Here is a 15,974-nt window from a genome sequence, read left to right on the forward strand (position 1 = left end):
ATGCTATCGATTAAAGACCTGCACGCACGTGTGGAAGAAACAACAATTTTGAAAGGCCTGAATCTGGAAATAAAACCCGGCGAAGTACACGCTATTATGGGTCCTAACGGTGCCGGTAAAAGTACTTTAGGTTACGTTTTATCCGGCCGCGATGGCTACGAAGTAGAAAGCGGCAGCGTAGAAATGGACGGTAAAGACTTACTGGACATGGAAGTGGAAGAGCGTGCCCAGGCCGGTATATTTCTGGCTTTTCAGTACCCTGTTGAAATTCCCGGCGTCAGCAACATGGAATTTATGAAGGAATCTGTAAATGCCATGCGTGAAGCTCATGGCGAAAGCGCTTTGAGCTCAGCTGAATTCCTGAAAAAAGCCAAAGAAGCCTGTAAGCAAGTTGAGTTACCGCTCGACTTCTTAAAGCGTGGCGTCAATGAAGGCTTTTCCGGTGGTGAGAAAAAGCGTAACGAAATTATGCAGATGATCATGCTGGAGCCAAAAATTGCGATTCTGGATGAGTCAGATTCCGGGCTTGATGTCGATGCACTGCAAGTGGTCGCAAAGGGTGTTAACAGCCAGCGCGACGGCAAGCGCAGCTTTATTGTGGTCACCCACTACCAACGTTTGCTGGACTACATTGAGCCTGACTATGTTCACATTTTGTCTAAAGGCAAAATAGTGAAAAGTGGCGGTCCTGAACTGGCTAAAGAAGTCGAAGCATCAGGTTATGCCTGGTTAGCTGAAGCAGAAGGAGCAGATGCATGAGTCAATGGTTAAACCACGTTTTAGAGCGTGCCTCGACCGTTGACGATTGGCTATCTCCGGTCCGGGCACAAGCCTTGGACACGTTAAAGCAACAGCAATGGCCGACACGCCGCACCGAAGCCTGGCGTTATACGTCGTTGCATCCGGTTGCTGATTTAGAGCTGAAATCCGGCACCGGTAGCGCGACTGCCGAAGCACCAGTCATTGAAGGCTTAAACAGTCTGGATTTGGTGTTTGTCGACGGTCAGCTTAGTACCGACATCAGCAAGCTTAAGTTACCTGAAGGTATCACTATTAGTGAACTTTCAGCACCCAGCGAACCCGCTGAAGCTATTTTTGCGCAAGTAAAACCCAGTCGTCATTTGTTTGGTCTGGTGAACGACGTATTGGCGCAGCAAGGCGTTGTTATCGACATTGCAGCTAACACTAAAGTTGAACAGCCCATTCGCATAGTTAATTTTGCATCTGCCGGTATTGAGTCTCATCAGCGTACGCTGGTACGTGTTGGTGAAAATGCGCAGGCAACCATTATTGAGCACGGCAGCGGCTCAGGTAACAGCCTGAATACCGTCTTTGCTGAATATGACATAGCCGAAAAAGCGCGTTTAGAGCATTACCGTTTTGCCCTGCACGAAGGCGAAGCGATTCACATTGGCGGCAGCCACTTTAAACTGCACGATCACGCCAGACTGAACAGCACCCTAATTGGCTACGGCAGTCAGTTAACGCGTCTGGACGTAGATATTGAACACGCTGGTGAGCATGCGTTCGCCAAGTTTAATAACGTGTATTTACTGGCTCCACGCCAGCACTTCGATCTGCACAGCACCATCGAACATGCCTCACCTAACGGCACGACCGAAGAGAACGCCCGCGGCATTATCGGTGACAGGGCAAAAGCAGTATTTAATGGCCGCATTCATATTCACCGCCATGCGCAAAAAACCCTGGCCGAACTGAATAATCGTAACCTGCTGCTGACTCGTGGTGCGCAAATTAATACTAAGCCTGAGCTGGAAATTTACGCAGACGATGTACAGTGTGCACACGGTGCAACGGTTGCTGAAATTGATGAAGAAGCGTTGTATTACATGCTAACGCGTGGCATCGACAGGCAACAAGCGCTGGTTATGCTCAACTTTGGCTTCGTACAGGAAATGGTGTTCCAGATGCCAAATAAAGCCCTGGCCGACTGGCTGCAGCCTATTTTGAAAACCCGCTTTGAAAGTATGATGGAGAAGCAATGAGCCTGAACGTTGCACAAATTCGTGAGCAGTTTCCGATACTGCAACGGCAGGTAAACGGTAAACCACTGGTTTATCTGGATAACGCTGCCACCACGCAAAAGCCACAAGCGGTCATCGATGCGCTGACGGATTACTATACTCAGTGCAACGCTAATGTTCATCGCGGAGCTCATTATCTTTCTGATGAAGCCACCCGTCGCTACGAAGCCGCACGTAAAACCGTAGCTGATTACATACATGCTAATCGTCAAGAAGAGGTTATCTGGACCAGCGGCACCACCGAAGGTATTAACCTGGTCGCTAATGGTGTTGCTCAGCGCTTAAAACCCGGTGAAGAAGTGCTGGTGACCGAAATGGAGCACCATGCGAACCTGGTAACCTGGCAACAGGCGTGTAAGCGTTCTGGCGCCACATTGAAAGTCGTACCCATTAACGAAGACGGTTCACTGAATACCGAGCAGTTTCACGCTCTGTTGAGCGAGAACACGGCTTTCGTTTCAATGCCGCACATTTCCAATGCGCTGGGTACCATTAACCCAATTAAAGAACTCACCGCTGCCGCTAAAGCCAAAGACGCACTGGTCATGATAGACGGTGCTCAGGGTGTTGCACATGGCGCTATCGATGTGCAGGACATTGGCTGTGATTTTTATGCGTTTTCCGGTCATAAGCTATTCGGGCCAACCGGCATTGGCGTGCTATGGGGTTGTTACGAGGTTTTAAAAGACTGGCCTATATGGTTAGTCGGTGGCGAAATGATAGCGACAGTCAGTTACCAGGACGCCACCTGGGGTGAATTACCAAACCGACTGGAAGCCGGTACGCCAAATATCGCTGGTGCCATTGGTCTGGCGGCAGCTATAAACTGGTTACAGCAATTTAATAAAGCCGACATTCTAGCTCACGAAACCGCCTTACTGGCACGCGCAACCGAGCTGGCAGAGCAAACCGATGGCTTAACCATTGTTGGCCACGCCGACAACAAAATTGGCGTGCTAAGCTTTATTTTAGATGGCGCACACCCGGCTGATATTGGCTTCTTGCTGGACAAGCAAGGCATAGCCATTCGTACTGGTGACCACTGCGCTCAACCGCTAATGAAACGCCTGAATGTACCAGGTACTGCGCGCGCGTCATTTACCATTTATAATACATTAGACGAGGTTGATAAGCTGTTTGAAGGCATCAACAAAGCTCGTTTAATGCTAGCCTAATGGCAGGAGGAGACTCATGTCTGTAGAAACATTTGTACCATCGTCTTCGTTAATTTCGATGACAGAAAACGCTGTACGTTACTTTGAGTCACGCTTAAAAGATGAACCGGGCAAGCTGATTCGCCTGTCGACTAAGCAAAGTGGCTGTACGGGCTATGCCTATGTACTTGATTCTGTCGATGCGATGGAAGACGGCGATGAAGTGGTCGATATTAACGACAACATCAAAGTCGCTATTGCCTCTAATGCGCTGGAACTGGTGCGTAACACCGAAATTGATTACGTAAAAGAAGGCATTAACGGCGTGGTTAAATTCAACAACCCGAATGTTGTTAATGAGTGTGGTTGCGGCGAAAGCTTCAACGTGCAGTAACGGAAGTTTAAATTATGCAGCAGAAAATGGTGTCCACCACCCGTGAAGTTAAAGCGCGTCGCGTGCCAACGGGTGAGCCTAAAGTTATTCCTAAAGGTGAGTTTGTTACTATTACTCAGGATTTAGGCGGTAACTATACGGTTACCTTTCAGGGTAACATGCTGCGCATAGATGGCACGGATGCGGATGCTATTGGTCGCAAACCAGAAAAGCTCGACTTTGAACCACCAGCAAACGGAGAAGTTTCGGAAGATCAGGTCTGGGAAGCGTTAGAAACCATTTATGACCCGGAAATTCCTATCAACTTAGTGTCGCTGGGGCTTATCTACAAAGTCGCTGTTGATAAAGATTCCGGCACAGTTACTATTGATATGACGTTAACCGCACCAGGCTGCGGTATGGGTCCGGTATTAGTGGGTGATGTTGAATATCGGGTTTCTCTGGTACCACACGTTAAAAAGGTGAAGGTTGAGCTGGTTTTTGACCCACCCTGGTCACGTGACATGATGAGCGAAGAAGCTCAGCTTGAAGCAGGCGTCTTCTTTTAACTTTAGTTGTCCTTTTAACTTATAAGTGAAGGTTATTGGTAAGCATGAATTTACCCAGCACAGATGAAATCATTGATGACTTAGAGTTTTTAGATGACTGGGAACAACGTTACCAGTACATCATTGATTTAGGTAAAGCTTTACCGGGCCTACCGGAAAGCCAGCATAAAGATGAGTATTTGGTGCGCGGTTGCCAAAGTAATGTCTGGCTTATTAGTGAAGAAAAAGACGGCAAACTGGTACTTCACGTTGATAGCGACGCCGTCATTGTTCAGGGGTTGCTGACCTTAGTTATGGCGGCTTACCACGACAAAACTCCGGAACAAATTCTTGCCTTTGATATCGATAGCTATTTTGCTCAGCTGGACTTAGAAAACCACATTACACCGACTCGTGGAAACGGCTTACGTGCTATTGTCGGAAAAATTCAGCAACTAGCGAAACACAGCCAGGCTTAAATGGTATTAAACAGCAGCTCAACCGCATAAAATCGATTGGTATTATCGTAGATTGGTTGAGCTGCCAACAGCGGAAAGGTTTCAGCCATCTTTTTTAGTGTCTTTAGCCGCTTCCATTGCGCTTAAAATATCCGAGGATAAAGAGTCAAGCTGACCCGTTGGTTGTGGCAACATAATTACCTTACTGGCGGCAGTATCGAAAGAACCCAATACATCCACGTAGTTAGTAAATTTCAGCAAATCGATGACATCTTTAGAGGATATATCGTTTGCCTGATCGGTAACCATGGCAATAGAGTCCCGCAAACCTTCAGCTATTGCTAAACGCTGACCGGCAATACCCTGACCCTGCAAAATTTTCGATTCTTTGTCGGCTTCAGCCTGCTTCACCAGCATAATTTTTTCAGCTTCCGCCTTATGTTCTGCTGCACGACGCTCTCTTTCTGCGGCGTTAATTTGGTTCATTGAATCTTTAACCGACTGGTCCGGGTCAATGTCTGTCACCAGCGACGCAATAATCTCAAAACCATATTCTTCCATGGTATCGCGCAACTGCTCTTTTACATCTTTAGAAATAGAGTCTTTGTTGTCGAATACTGCGTCCAGATTCTGCTTAGGAATTTGCGCACGTACCGTATCAAACACATAAGACTGCATTTGCCACTCGGGGTTTTCCAGCTGATAAAACGCATTATAAACCGAGGTTTCATTGCTCACGCGATACTGTACTGACACCCGGACAATGACAAACACGTTATCGTTTGTTTTGGTCTCAACATCGACATCCAGCTGCCGCGTTCTCATTGACTGTTTGTGAGCAACCTGCTCAATAAGCGGGATAATAAAGTTAAGCCCCGGCGTCAACATACGCCGATAACGCCCGAACAGTTCCACCAAGTACACGTTCTGCTGCGGCACAATGCGCACCGAAGCTATCAGTAAGAGTAAAACAACTACAGCGGCAACTACCCACATAATATTTAAATCATTGTTCATTATTGAATCCTCATAGTACGAGAATGGGAGGGCAAAGAGATTAACGGGAAACGAGAAAAATATCGAAAGAATGATGCAAAGGCTTCGCCATAAACGGCGAAGCCTTTACCGGTCAGTAGTTACTCAGGAAGCTCTTCAAACCCCATGTGATACAAAGTAAAACCGAAGATATCGGAATACTGCTCAATGGTTTTTGAAACCGGTGTGCCAGCACCGTGTCCAGCATTGGTTTCAATACGGATAAGCTGAGGGTTTTCACCGCCCGCTTTGTCCTGAAGCTCCCCCGCAAACTTAAATGAGTGTGCAGGAACGACACGGTCATCATGGTCACCCGTAGTGATCAGCGTTGCCGGATAAGCCACGCCTTCTTCCACATTATGGACAGGCGAGTAACCAATTAAGTATTCAAACATTTCTTTACTGTCGTCGGCAGTACCGTAGTCATACGCCCAGCCCGCTCCAGCGGTGAAGGTATGATAGCGAAGCATGTCCAGAACACCGACTGCCGGCAATGCAACTGCAAAGAGTTCAGGACGCTGAGTCATGACTGCGCCAACCAGCAAACCGCCGTTAGAACCACCACGCACAGCCAGATGATCAGATGACGTATACTTCTCATCAATCAGGTATTCAGCTGCGGCAATAAAGTCGTCAAACACATTCTGCTTCTGCATTTTGGTACCAGCTTTATGCCAGTCTTTGCCGTATTCACCGCCACCGCGTAAGTTAGCAACAGCGTAAACACCGCCCATTTCTAACCAGGCTGCGTTAGCAATACTGAACGAAGGCGTCAGGCTGATATTAAAGCCACCATAACCATACAAAATTGTCGGGTTGGAGCCATCCAGCTTAGTGCCCTTTTTGTAGGTAATGATCATAGGCACTTCGGTGCCGTCTTTAGATGTATAAAACACCTGCTTTGATTCATAGTTTGCCGGGTCGAAATCGGCACCAGACTCAGCATAAACTTCTGATCCGCCCTGGTCCGGGTCAAACTTATAAATCGTTGACGGTGTGCTGTAGTTGGTAAAGGTGTAGTACAACTCATCCGCTTCTTTCTTACCTGAAAAGCCACCAATACTGCCTACGCCCGGAAGCTGAACTTCACGCACCATATCGCCGTTGTAGGCGTATTGCTTCACCTGAGCCACAGCATCCACCATATACTCGGCAAAGATATAACCGGAGCCGGTTGATACGCTCAACACGTTTTCCGTTTCTGGAATAAAGTTTTCCCAGTTTTCTGGCGCTGGATTACTCGCGTCAACCGTCACAACACGCTGGTTTGGCGCATCAAGGTTAGTCACAAGGTAAAGCTTTGAACCATCGTTATCTAATACGCGAGTATCAGAGTCGGTATGATCCAGAACGGTGACCAGCTTACTGTCTTCTTCTGTAAGATCTTTAATAAAGAGCTTATTGCCAGAGGTGGAGTTTGCCGCCGAAATCATCAGGTAACGGTCGTCATCGGTAACGTAGCCGCCAACGTAACGGTGCTTCTCAGCATCCGTTCCACCAAACACCAGTTTGTCATCAGACTGGTCTGTACCCAGCTCGTGGTAATACAGCTTGTGCTGGTCGGTCTTTGCAGAAAGCTCACTGCCTTCTGGCTTATCATAACTGGAGTAGTAGAAACCTTCATTGCCTACCCAGGAAATACCGCTGAACTTCACATCCACTAACGGCTCTTCCAGCTGTTCTTTGGTTTCGGCGTCAATAACCCGAATTTTACGCCAGTCACTGCCGCCCTCAGAAATTGAATATGCCGCTAACGAACCGTCGTCAGAAAAGGTTAACTGCGCCAGCGAGGTTGTTCCGTCTTCACTAAAGGTGTTCGGATCCAGGAATACTTCCGGTTCTTCTTCACCTTTTTGGCGGTACACCACGTACTGGTTTTGCAGACCGTCGTTTTTGTAGAAATAGGTGTAATCACCCTCTTTAAACGGCGCGCTAATTTTCTCGTAGTTCCACAGCTCGGTCAGACGCGTTTCAATTTTCTCGCGATAGGGAATGGACTCAAGGTGTGCGAAAGTAACTTCATTCTGCGCTTTAACCCAGTTTTCGGTCTCTTCGCTACGGTCATCTTCTAACCAGCGATATGGATCCGCTACTTCGGTACCAAAGTAGGTATCAACCACATCGCCTTTACGCGTTTCCGGATACGACATAGATTGCGTATTCGCCTCTTGTTCTGTTTCAGCATTTTGTGAACAGGCTGTCAGCAAACTGACTGCAACTGCTCCCAGTAGATATTTCATTGTTATTATCCTTATTTGAATTTAACCACTTCACCCTTCAAGGCAACACCTGCCATTAAAAAGCCAGCACCACACTGAAACTCCTCGGCACTGCTGAACTCATTATGATCATAATTCGATTTAATATTGATTACTGCATCGTAACCGTTATCACGCGCGTTGTCTTGCAGCACTTTAAGTGCCGAAAGCAGTACCCATTCACAAGCTTCACGGTCGGACTTATTCACCGCATTCGTTTTACGGCTGGTGGTAATAACCCCCATTGACTGCGCGACTTCAGGGTGCGACTGGCCGGCAAAATAAACCGGAACATCAAGCAACGCCTCTTTCGCCTTACTACTTTCCATAACAGGCTTAAGCTCCAGAGTTACCAGGTCATCACGCGCTTCGGCTTGCAGTGACAAAAACGAACTCAATAAAACCACAGTAGCAACAAACAGGTTTTTCATTTTCTATTTCCTTATATTAGTTAGCGTCATTCCAGCGTTTAAAAATCAATGAAGTATTAATGCCACCAAAAGCAAAATTATTGGTCATGACATAGTCCGTATCAAGCTCACGTGCCTGTTCGGTTATATAATCCAAATCACCACACTCCGGGTCAATATCGGTTAGGTTAAGTGTGGGCGCAAACCAGTTTTCCCGCATCATATTAATGCTGGCCCAGGCTTCAATTGTACCGCAGCCGCCCAGCGTATGCCCCAGGTAGCTTTTTAATGAACTGATGGGTACCGAGCGTTTAAATACGCTTGCTGTGGCCAGAGACTCGGCAACGTCGCCCCGGTCTGTAGCAGTGCCATGCGCGTTCACATAGCCTACTTGCTCCGGTTCAAGTTGCGCCTGCTGCAGCGCAAGCTTCATAGCAATAGCCATGGTATCGGCCGTAGGTTGAGTCACATGGGCGCCATCAGAGTTAGTACCAAAACCGACCAGTTCAGCATAAATGTGCGCGCCACGTTCCAGAGCATGATCCAACTCTTCCAGAATAAAGGTACCAGCACCTTCGCCAATAACCAGTCCGTCGCGCTTTTTATCAAAGGGTCTTGGCGTCAGCTGTGGCTCGTCATTAAGAGTGCTGGTGGCAAATAAGGTATCAAATACTACCGCTTCGGACGGACACAACGCCTCTGCACCACCAGCAATCATCACTTTCTGATGACCATAACGAATAGCTTCGTACGCATACCCCAGCCCTTGAGATGCGGATGTACAGGCCGAGCTGGTGGTATGAACCCGTCCTTTCACATTATAAAAGACGCCCAGATTCACAGCGGTTGTATGACCCATACTCTTTATGTAAGTCGTGGCGTTCAGGCCAGTCATATCACCGCTTTCCAGCATATTGCCGAAAATTTTCATTTGCTCGGTATCGCCGGTCGAAGAGCCATAAGCAACGCCACAGCTCCCGTCGCTAATACAAGGGTGCTCTAGCAGCCCCGCATCGGTTAATGCTAACTCGGTTGCTCGTGTTGCCATTAAGCTTACCGTGCTCATTGAGCGTACCGCTTTGCGGGAGTAGTGCGAAGGCTTTTTAAACGCCGGTCGAATGGGTGCCGCCAGGCGTGTGTTCAGGCCATCAAAGCGCTCCCACTCTGGCATACTAACCACGGCGTTCTTGCCACTTTCCAACTGACTGCGGAAGCTCTGCCAGTTGTCACCAAAAGCCGTCAGACAGCCCATACCGGTTACGACCACACGTTTCATTAAACTAACCCACCATTAACCGAGAAAACCTGGCGCGTAATGTATGCGGCCGAAGGCTGAAACAAGTAACCGACCAAACCAGCCACTTCTTCCGGCTTACCTGCACGGCGCATGGGTATCATCGACAAAATTTCCTTACCGTGTTCCAGCTCTTCAGTCATGTCCGTTTCAATGAGCCCCGGCGCTACGCAATTGACAGTAATTTTTCGCTTAGCCAACTCCAGAGATAAAGCTTTAGTAGCAGCAATCACACCGCCTTTAGACGCACTGTAATTCACCTGCCCGCGATTACCGGCGATACCGGAAACTGAAGCAATAGTCACCACACGGCCACCCCGGCGTTGCTGAATCATCGGCATAATTAACGGATGCAGCACGTTATAGAAGCCACCCAGATTCGTTTGCAAAACGCTGTCCCAGTCATCTTCGGTTAACGATGGAAAGGCACCGTCACGGGTAATGCCTGCATTACAAACCGCACCATAATAAGCGCCATTATCAGCAATATCCTGCTCAATTGCGTTGCGTGCGCCCTCGCGATCACTGACATCAAAAACCAGCAAAGACGCTTGTCGACCCAGTGATTTCACTTCATCCACAACTTGCTCTGCTGAAGCTTTGTCTGAGCGACAATGAATGGCCAAATCAAAACCATCTTTTGCCAGTTGCAGGGCGATTGCACGTCCTATTCCCTTACCGGAACCCGTGACAAGAACTCGTTCAGCCATACCTTCAACCATAATTTTCCTCTATAAATGCTGTTTCGTCGGGCGGTTGATACACATTTAGCCGAGCCTGTGCAACGACCGTGTCGTTATGGCGAATATCACATTCAAAAACACTCAGCCCCGAAGACTCAAAATGCAGTTCTTCAACAAGAATATCGTATCTTTCTCCCAGCTTAAAACTATCAATATCACATTGATATTTTCGGCTGCCCAGCAAGAAGCCCAGCTTTATCTCTCCACCGTCGGTTTTGCTTTGATAACCGGCAACAGCAGCGATAGTCTGCGCCATCAGTTCAATTCCAACATGCGCCGGCAGACCCTGATGCTGCTCACTGTAAAACAGGTTGTCACTGCTCACCGTAAGACAACACTGTCCCTTTCCCTGTTCAGCCGAGCACAGCTTATCAATCAACCGCATCGGCGGTTCGTGTTTGATAAGCTCAGCCAAATCATGCCCCATGTTATTTTCCTCTACTAAAAACGAGAGAGACATTGTTCCCGCCAAACGCGAAAGAATTACTCAGACAATGCTCTATTGGATATTGCAGTGACCCACCTTGATACAAATGGATATCTGCCAAATCAGAATCTTTAACGCCATCCGAGACGTGCATTGGTAAGCCGTCTTGTTTCGCCAACGTCAGCCAGCAGAACACCGCTTCAATTGCTCCTGCCGCTCCCAGGGTATGACCGGTCAGCGCTTTTGTTGAACTCGCGGGCACTTTGTCAGCGCCCAATGCATTGACCGCATAAGCTTCCATCAAATCGTTTAACGGCGTCGCAGTGCCATGCAAATTAATGTAACCGAGTTGCTGTGCAGTAATACCAGCATCGGTCAGCGCCCCCTGGATTGCCGCCAACGCCCCTCGTCCCTGTGGATGAGGAGCCGACATATGATGAGCGTCTGAAGTTGCACAGGCACCGGTTAAAGTCACTTCCGACGGCTGTAGGTTGTCCTCTTCGCGGGTAGCAATAAAAAGCCCAGCAGCTTCCCCAATGGTAATGCCGTCGCGATTCGCACTGAACGGATTGCAGCGCCCTTCCGAGGTCGATTCCAGCGCTTTAAAACCGTTTAATGTTAGCCGACAAAGAGAATCAACACCGCCGACAACCACCGCGTCGACGACGCCTAAACGCAATAAAGAGCGAGCACTCATAAAAACTCGGGCACTGGACGAACAAGCCGTTGAAATACTGTAAACCGGACCGGTAATACCCGTTAGCGCGGCCACACACTCTGCCGGAGCCAGCATTTCCTGCATGGCATAATAGAAGGTATCGGGTAAACCGCCTTCGGATTCGTCATGTGCTAACGCCGATTCACCAGAGGCAATACCGGACGTGCTAGTCCCCAACACGACCGCCACCCTATCTGAGCCCAACCTATCTATCAGCGCCAGCAAGGGTTCTTCAATTTGTTGTAAGGCAGCCGCAACCAGTTGGTTATTACGGGTGCGCATGGCTGCCGGCAGACTACCAATGTCGGGCAACTTATTATCTGCAACTGAACCGGCAAACAAAGACGTACCATCGTTGGTATTGAATGCTGCAGGCTTCAGCCCGGCTTGATCGCCTGCCAGTGCAGCCTGCCATAGGCTTTCGCAATTATGACCCAGCGCGCAAATTGCGCCCGGTTCACTTAAGGTGATTTTCATCAGTTTCTAATAGCTCGTACTCGAGAGTGGTTATCGTCAATTGATAACCCATAGGTTTGTTCTGAATCACTCGCTGCTGGTTCTTATCTTCACTAACCGATGACCACAGCAATTCCCCATTACGCCATAACTCGCGTCCGGTTTGAGTAGCTTGCAAACTCACACCACTCAAATTGGCATTGATACTGTCAAGTGGCCACAACGCCATTTGTAAATCTGACCAGACCTGCATAGCCAGCCGCGAGTCGTCAAAAGCTTCGCTGCCTTTAAAGGTGACTCCGTTTGCACGACTGAGTTCGCTCCGAAACAGCTCATTGCCAAAGGGAGATAATGCCACCAGCAGTAATCGTTCATTATCAAAAGCTGCCGACACCATGAAAATGCGCTGTTGCTCGCCTTTTTTCCATTCAACTTTTTGCCATAGCTGCACCGGCTCTCGCGGCCAGCTATGCTGCAACTGGTAACTACCATCCGCGATAGGAACCTGAGCTGGCTGTCCGCCTAAAGACTGGCAACCGGCAACCATTAACACCAGCATTAAGCCACTCACGACTCTTAGCGACTTTATCCACATAATTCTGCCAATACGTTCAAGCGGCGTTCGCTTTCGCGGACATAAGGGTTGCCTGTATCCCACGCATAACCTGCCAAAATGGAACAAATCATTTCTTTAACCTGTTGCTGCTGGTGTGGATAAAAAATCACATCCTGAAAGCGGGTATCATACCAACCCTTAACAAAAGTGCGAAAGGTGGTAATACCCACACGTAAAGGGTCACTGTAAAGCTTCTGCCAGTTCTGAGGCTCATCATTCAGCTCTTTCAATACTAACGGCACCGCCAGCGATGAAGACTGCATTGCAATGGTCACACCTGATGAGAAAACCGGATCTAAAAATTCACCAGCATTCCCTAGTAAAGCAAAGCGGTCACCAAACAAGCAATTTACATTAGCTGAGTAGCCGGTAATACGTTGCTCAGCACGACTGACCTGGTATTCACCTAACACTTCAAGCAGGTAAGGCTCATCTGCCACCAGTTTCCACAATGCTTCTTTCTCGCTGTCGCTTTCTGCAAAATACTCAGTCGCACCAACCACACCAATACTGGCAGTACCATCGGCAAAAGGAATTAACCAGTACCAAATTTCAGGGTTCTGTGGATGCACAGTGATAAGAATTTTGCTGCGGTCAAAGTTCCCGCCCGCCAGCTCAGATTTTACATGACAAAAAACGGCCTGACGCACAGGAAAGTCCGACGGCGATTCTAACGACAGCAAGCGTGGCAGCACTCTACCGAAACCGCTGGCGTCGAGCACAAAACGTGCCTTTGCTTCACTTCTTCCTGCGGCGCCGGTTAAGCTCAATTTGACCGTATTCGGGTCATTAAAATCAATAGCTTCTAGCGCAACACCATGTCTGATTTCAGCGCCTTTCTCTGCTGCACCCTGCGCCAATAGCTGATCAAAATGTTCGCGTTTCACCTGATAGGTTGTGCCCGGACCTTCGCTCGATTTTTTGCGAAAATCAAAGTCCACTTTATTGCCTTTATGATAAAAAGCAGCACCTTCTTTGTACTGAAACCCAAGGCGCTCTGCATTATCCAGTACCGCATCTAATAGCCCGGCTTCTTCAATAAAGGTCATACACTGAGGCAGTAAGCTTTCACCAATAGAAAACCTTGGAAACTCTTGTTTCTCAACTACCAACACACTTTTCCCGGCGTTCGCCAACATCGCTGCTGCTGTCGAACCTGCCGGTCCGGCACCAATAATCAGCACATCATAAATTGACTCTTCCATGATTCTTTTCCTTAGTTATCAGGTGACTCTATTATCAACGGACTGAACAGGGCGCTCATAAAAACCCCAATTAAAACAATAACTCCAAAAGCCGCAATGGCTGGCGTCGAGCTGAAACTTAAGGCGCCAAAAGCTACCATAGTCGTGAAAGCTGACAAATAAATGGCTTGCAGCGCATGCTCGCGCTTCAACCGTCCGGCGCAAAAAACGCCGTAATCAATACTGAGCACCAGTACGAACATCGCGCCAATGCAATGAAACAAGTTCAGTGGTTGTATCAGCTGTGCCAACAGCAACGCTGTCGACACAGACAATGTCATCACACAGGTAACCTGCCACGCAGCTTGAATCCGCCGTTTGTTAGCTTGCTGATTGCGCAAAAACATTGCCAGTATAGGCAACGACACAAGCAGCAAAGCGATAAGCCACAACTGCATAGAATGTCGGTACTCGGCAAGCGCGTTTGATGCGTGCTCAATGGGGTTAAAATGTTCCAGTTTCCCCAGGCTCTCGGTGACATCATCATGGCTAAAGGGCTGCTTTAGCCGAACAACACTCATCCAGCCGTCTTCCATTGGATATAAAAATTGACTCTGTAAGGGGTGCTCTTGCGGCTCACTGGCGAATACCGGCTGTCCAAGGCCTAACCATTGCAGATAAGTATTCCCTTGCGGGCTTTTAAATAATTCTTGCTGCTGTTGCAGCAGTTGCTGTTGTTCTGACACCGGTAGCACATAGTCGTAGAAGCTGATGCTACCTTTAATCTCGTGCAGTTCACCCGTGCGCTCCAATGCTTTCTGCTGGGTTTCTCCCGAAACTAACAGGACATCTGGCTGAAAATAAAAGTCCGTGGTTTTTCGCAGGTGGTTTTCCTGTTGTAGTATGGACTCGGGTGAGCTGGCCAGCAAACGAACATTGTCATTGGCCGTAAAAGACCAAAGCAACAGGCCCAGTGTTGCTACCGCCATAACACTCAACCATGCAGTAGTGCCTGGCTGACGCATCTGTCGGTAAAGCTGCGCCATGCTATGGCAAAATCGCTGCCAGCCGGGCCGCGACGCCCCTGGCTGCGGCAACCAGGGTAAAGTAACAACCACCAGAACAATGGCAGTGAATAAAGCTACGGCCATAAAAATACCTAATTGCTGTAACAGCGGTAGCGGTAGCAACAGAAGCAAAATATAACCGAAAATGGTGGTTAGCCCGCTAAGCCACAAAGCCGGCTTCAGTGCCGACCAGGCCTTAGCGCCATGACTGCGGGCGATAAAGCCATGAATAACATAGTCAATGCACAGTCCAATAAAGCTGGTGGCAAACACCAACATCAGCACATGCGGCCGGGAGCTTAATAACAAAGTGACTAATAGCCCGGTCGCTGCCGACACACTTAGTAGTAGCAACGTATAAAACAATTGCTGACCAGAGCGGAACACCCAGAGTAATAAAGCTAATACCAGTAGCAGGGACAGCCCGCCAAACCAGGTCATTTCCAGCTTCGCCTGCTTTGCCGCCGCATCGGAATGGAATAGCAAGCCGCTTCGATAAACATTAATTCCCGGTAACTGATCAGTTACTTTGGCAATAAAGTCATTTATAACCAGAACTGACTGCCCTGACTGAGTCACGCTTAACGCATCACTCTCAATACGCAGCGGCACTAATACCTGATGAATAGACTCCGAAGTGCGGGTATACAGTCCATTATGACTCTTATATCCTGGCATTAAGTCCGGTAATTGCTGTACAAAACGCTGTGTCAGCAATAGTGGATCCTGCTCTAAAGGCATTAAAACAGGAGCGGGGCTTTGTAAGGCTTTTTGTGCGTCACTTATTAGTGTTGCGTAGTCGCCGCTCTGGAGCGCTTGCATGTCGTTCTGTGTGGCTAAACGACCGGCCTGATTTTGGTAAAATGACAACACCGCTTTCGGGTTTGTCATTTCCGCCAGCTTAATGGTCGGCTCAGCTTTAGTCAGTAAGTTTAATTGTTCTTGCACAATAGGCAGTATTTCAGTGTCGGAATACTGCTTTGACTCAAAGCCCAACAACAGTTGCTGCGCATTAGGTTGCTGACTTTCTAAGTAACTGCGTTGTAAATCGGATACTTCATTAGGCAGAGCATCGGCCAGGCTACTACTCCACTGGGTATTCGACAGCTGAATCAAAAGCCCGGCTATCACCACAGCAATAAAAGCAAACAGCAGTACTAAACGGTTGACGCCACCTACCCTTCTCAT

The 15,974-nt window shown here is 48.3% G+C and carries 16 protein-coding genes; 6 read left to right on the forward strand and 10 right to left on the reverse strand.

All coding sequences use genetic code 11. The annotated features are described in order from the left end of the window. The 6 genes from sufC to ACN0RF_RS08565 are packed head-to-tail and all read left to right on the forward strand — an operon-like array spanning position 1 to position 4,599. Entirely contained in the window at positions 1 to 759 is a 759-nt protein-coding gene (gene sufC, locus ACN0RF_RS08540) for a Fe-S cluster assembly ATPase SufC (protein ID WP_011233416.1), read from the forward strand. Next, positions 756 to 2,006 carry a Fe-S cluster assembly protein SufD gene (gene sufD, locus ACN0RF_RS08545; RefSeq protein ID WP_417438683.1) on the forward strand — a complete coding sequence of 417 codons (1,251 nt, stop codon included), beginning with the start codon at positions 756 to 758 and terminating at the stop codon, positions 2,004 to 2,006. The genes sufC and sufD overlap by 4 nt, the downstream gene beginning before the upstream one ends. Beyond that, entirely contained in the window at positions 2,003 to 3,220 is a 1,218-nt protein-coding gene (locus ACN0RF_RS08550; protein WP_417438684.1) for an aminotransferase class V-fold PLP-dependent enzyme, read from the forward strand. Before sufD ends, ACN0RF_RS08550 begins: the two co-directional genes overlap by 4 nt. A 16-nt stretch (positions 3,221 to 3,236) precedes the next feature. Next, a complete protein-coding gene (locus ACN0RF_RS08555; RefSeq protein WP_011233413.1) occupies positions 3,237 to 3,593 on the forward strand; it encodes a HesB/IscA family protein in 357 nt (118 codons plus the stop codon). Between the two features lie 14 nt (positions 3,594 to 3,607). Next, a complete protein-coding gene (sufT, locus tag ACN0RF_RS08560; RefSeq protein WP_417438685.1) occupies positions 3,608 to 4,141 on the forward strand; it encodes a putative Fe-S cluster assembly protein SufT in 534 nt (177 codons plus the stop codon). Positions 4,142 to 4,185: 44 nt separating this feature from the next. After that, entirely contained in the window at positions 4,186 to 4,599 is a 414-nt protein-coding gene (locus ACN0RF_RS08565; RefSeq protein WP_417438686.1) for a SufE family protein, read from the forward strand. An 81-nt stretch (positions 4,600 to 4,680) separates the two neighbouring features. Here ACN0RF_RS08565 and ACN0RF_RS08570 read toward each other — a convergent pair whose 3' ends face one another. From ACN0RF_RS08570 to ACN0RF_RS08615, 10 genes are all read right to left on the reverse strand, one after another. Beyond that, complete coding sequence (locus ACN0RF_RS08570; protein ID WP_417438687.1) at positions 4,681 to 5,595, reverse strand: SPFH domain-containing protein; 915 nt, start codon at positions 5,593 to 5,595, stop codon at positions 4,681 to 4,683. Between the two features lie 119 nt (positions 5,596 to 5,714). Next, positions 5,715 to 7,853, reverse strand: coding sequence for a prolyl oligopeptidase family serine peptidase (locus tag ACN0RF_RS08575; protein WP_417438688.1), 2,139 nt, complete (start codon positions 7,851 to 7,853; stop codon positions 5,715 to 5,717). Between the two features lie 11 nt (positions 7,854 to 7,864). After that, positions 7,865 to 8,302 (reverse strand): excinuclease ABC subunit A, encoded by a 438-nt coding sequence (locus tag ACN0RF_RS08580; RefSeq protein ID WP_153849437.1) that lies wholly within the window; start codon positions 8,300 to 8,302, stop codon positions 7,865 to 7,867. A 16-nt stretch (positions 8,303 to 8,318) separates the two neighbouring features. After that, positions 8,319 to 9,557 carry a beta-ketoacyl-ACP synthase gene (locus ACN0RF_RS08585; RefSeq protein ID WP_417438689.1) on the reverse strand — a complete coding sequence of 413 codons (1,239 nt, stop codon included), beginning with the start codon at positions 9,555 to 9,557 and terminating at the stop codon, positions 8,319 to 8,321. Next, positions 9,557 to 10,285, reverse strand: a complete 729-nt coding sequence (fabG, locus tag ACN0RF_RS08590; protein WP_417438800.1) for a 3-oxoacyl-ACP reductase FabG — start codon at positions 10,283 to 10,285, stop codon at positions 9,557 to 9,559. The genes ACN0RF_RS08585 and fabG overlap by 1 nt, the downstream gene beginning before the upstream one ends. Before the next feature lie 4 nt (positions 10,286 to 10,289). After that, complete coding sequence (locus ACN0RF_RS08595) at positions 10,290 to 10,745, reverse strand: hotdog family protein (RefSeq protein ID WP_417438690.1); 456 nt, start codon at positions 10,743 to 10,745, stop codon at positions 10,290 to 10,292. Between the two features lies 1 nt (position 10,746). After that, on the reverse strand, positions 10,747 to 11,940 hold the full coding sequence (locus ACN0RF_RS08600) for a beta-ketoacyl-ACP synthase (protein ID WP_417438691.1): 1,194 nt from the start codon (positions 11,938 to 11,940) through the stop codon (positions 10,747 to 10,749). Next, positions 11,921 to 12,514: a DUF3261 domain-containing protein gene (locus ACN0RF_RS08605; RefSeq protein WP_231378609.1), complete on the reverse strand. Its 594-nt coding sequence runs from the start codon at positions 12,512 to 12,514 to the stop codon at positions 11,921 to 11,923. Before ACN0RF_RS08605 ends, ACN0RF_RS08600 begins: the two co-directional genes overlap by 20 nt. Then, positions 12,505 to 13,740: an NAD(P)/FAD-dependent oxidoreductase gene (locus ACN0RF_RS08610; protein WP_417438692.1), complete on the reverse strand. Its 1,236-nt coding sequence runs from the start codon at positions 13,738 to 13,740 to the stop codon at positions 12,505 to 12,507. Before ACN0RF_RS08610 ends, ACN0RF_RS08605 begins: the two co-directional genes overlap by 10 nt. Before the next feature lie 11 nt (positions 13,741 to 13,751). After that, the gene (locus ACN0RF_RS08615; RefSeq protein WP_417438693.1) at positions 13,752 to 15,974 is read right to left on the reverse strand and encodes an RND transporter; all 2,223 of its coding nucleotides are present in this window, start codon (positions 15,972 to 15,974) and stop codon (positions 13,752 to 13,754) included.

The organism is Idiomarina sp. (genome assembly GCF_048260185.1).
Taxonomy (GTDB): Bacteria; Pseudomonadota; Gammaproteobacteria; order Enterobacterales; family Alteromonadaceae; genus Idiomarina.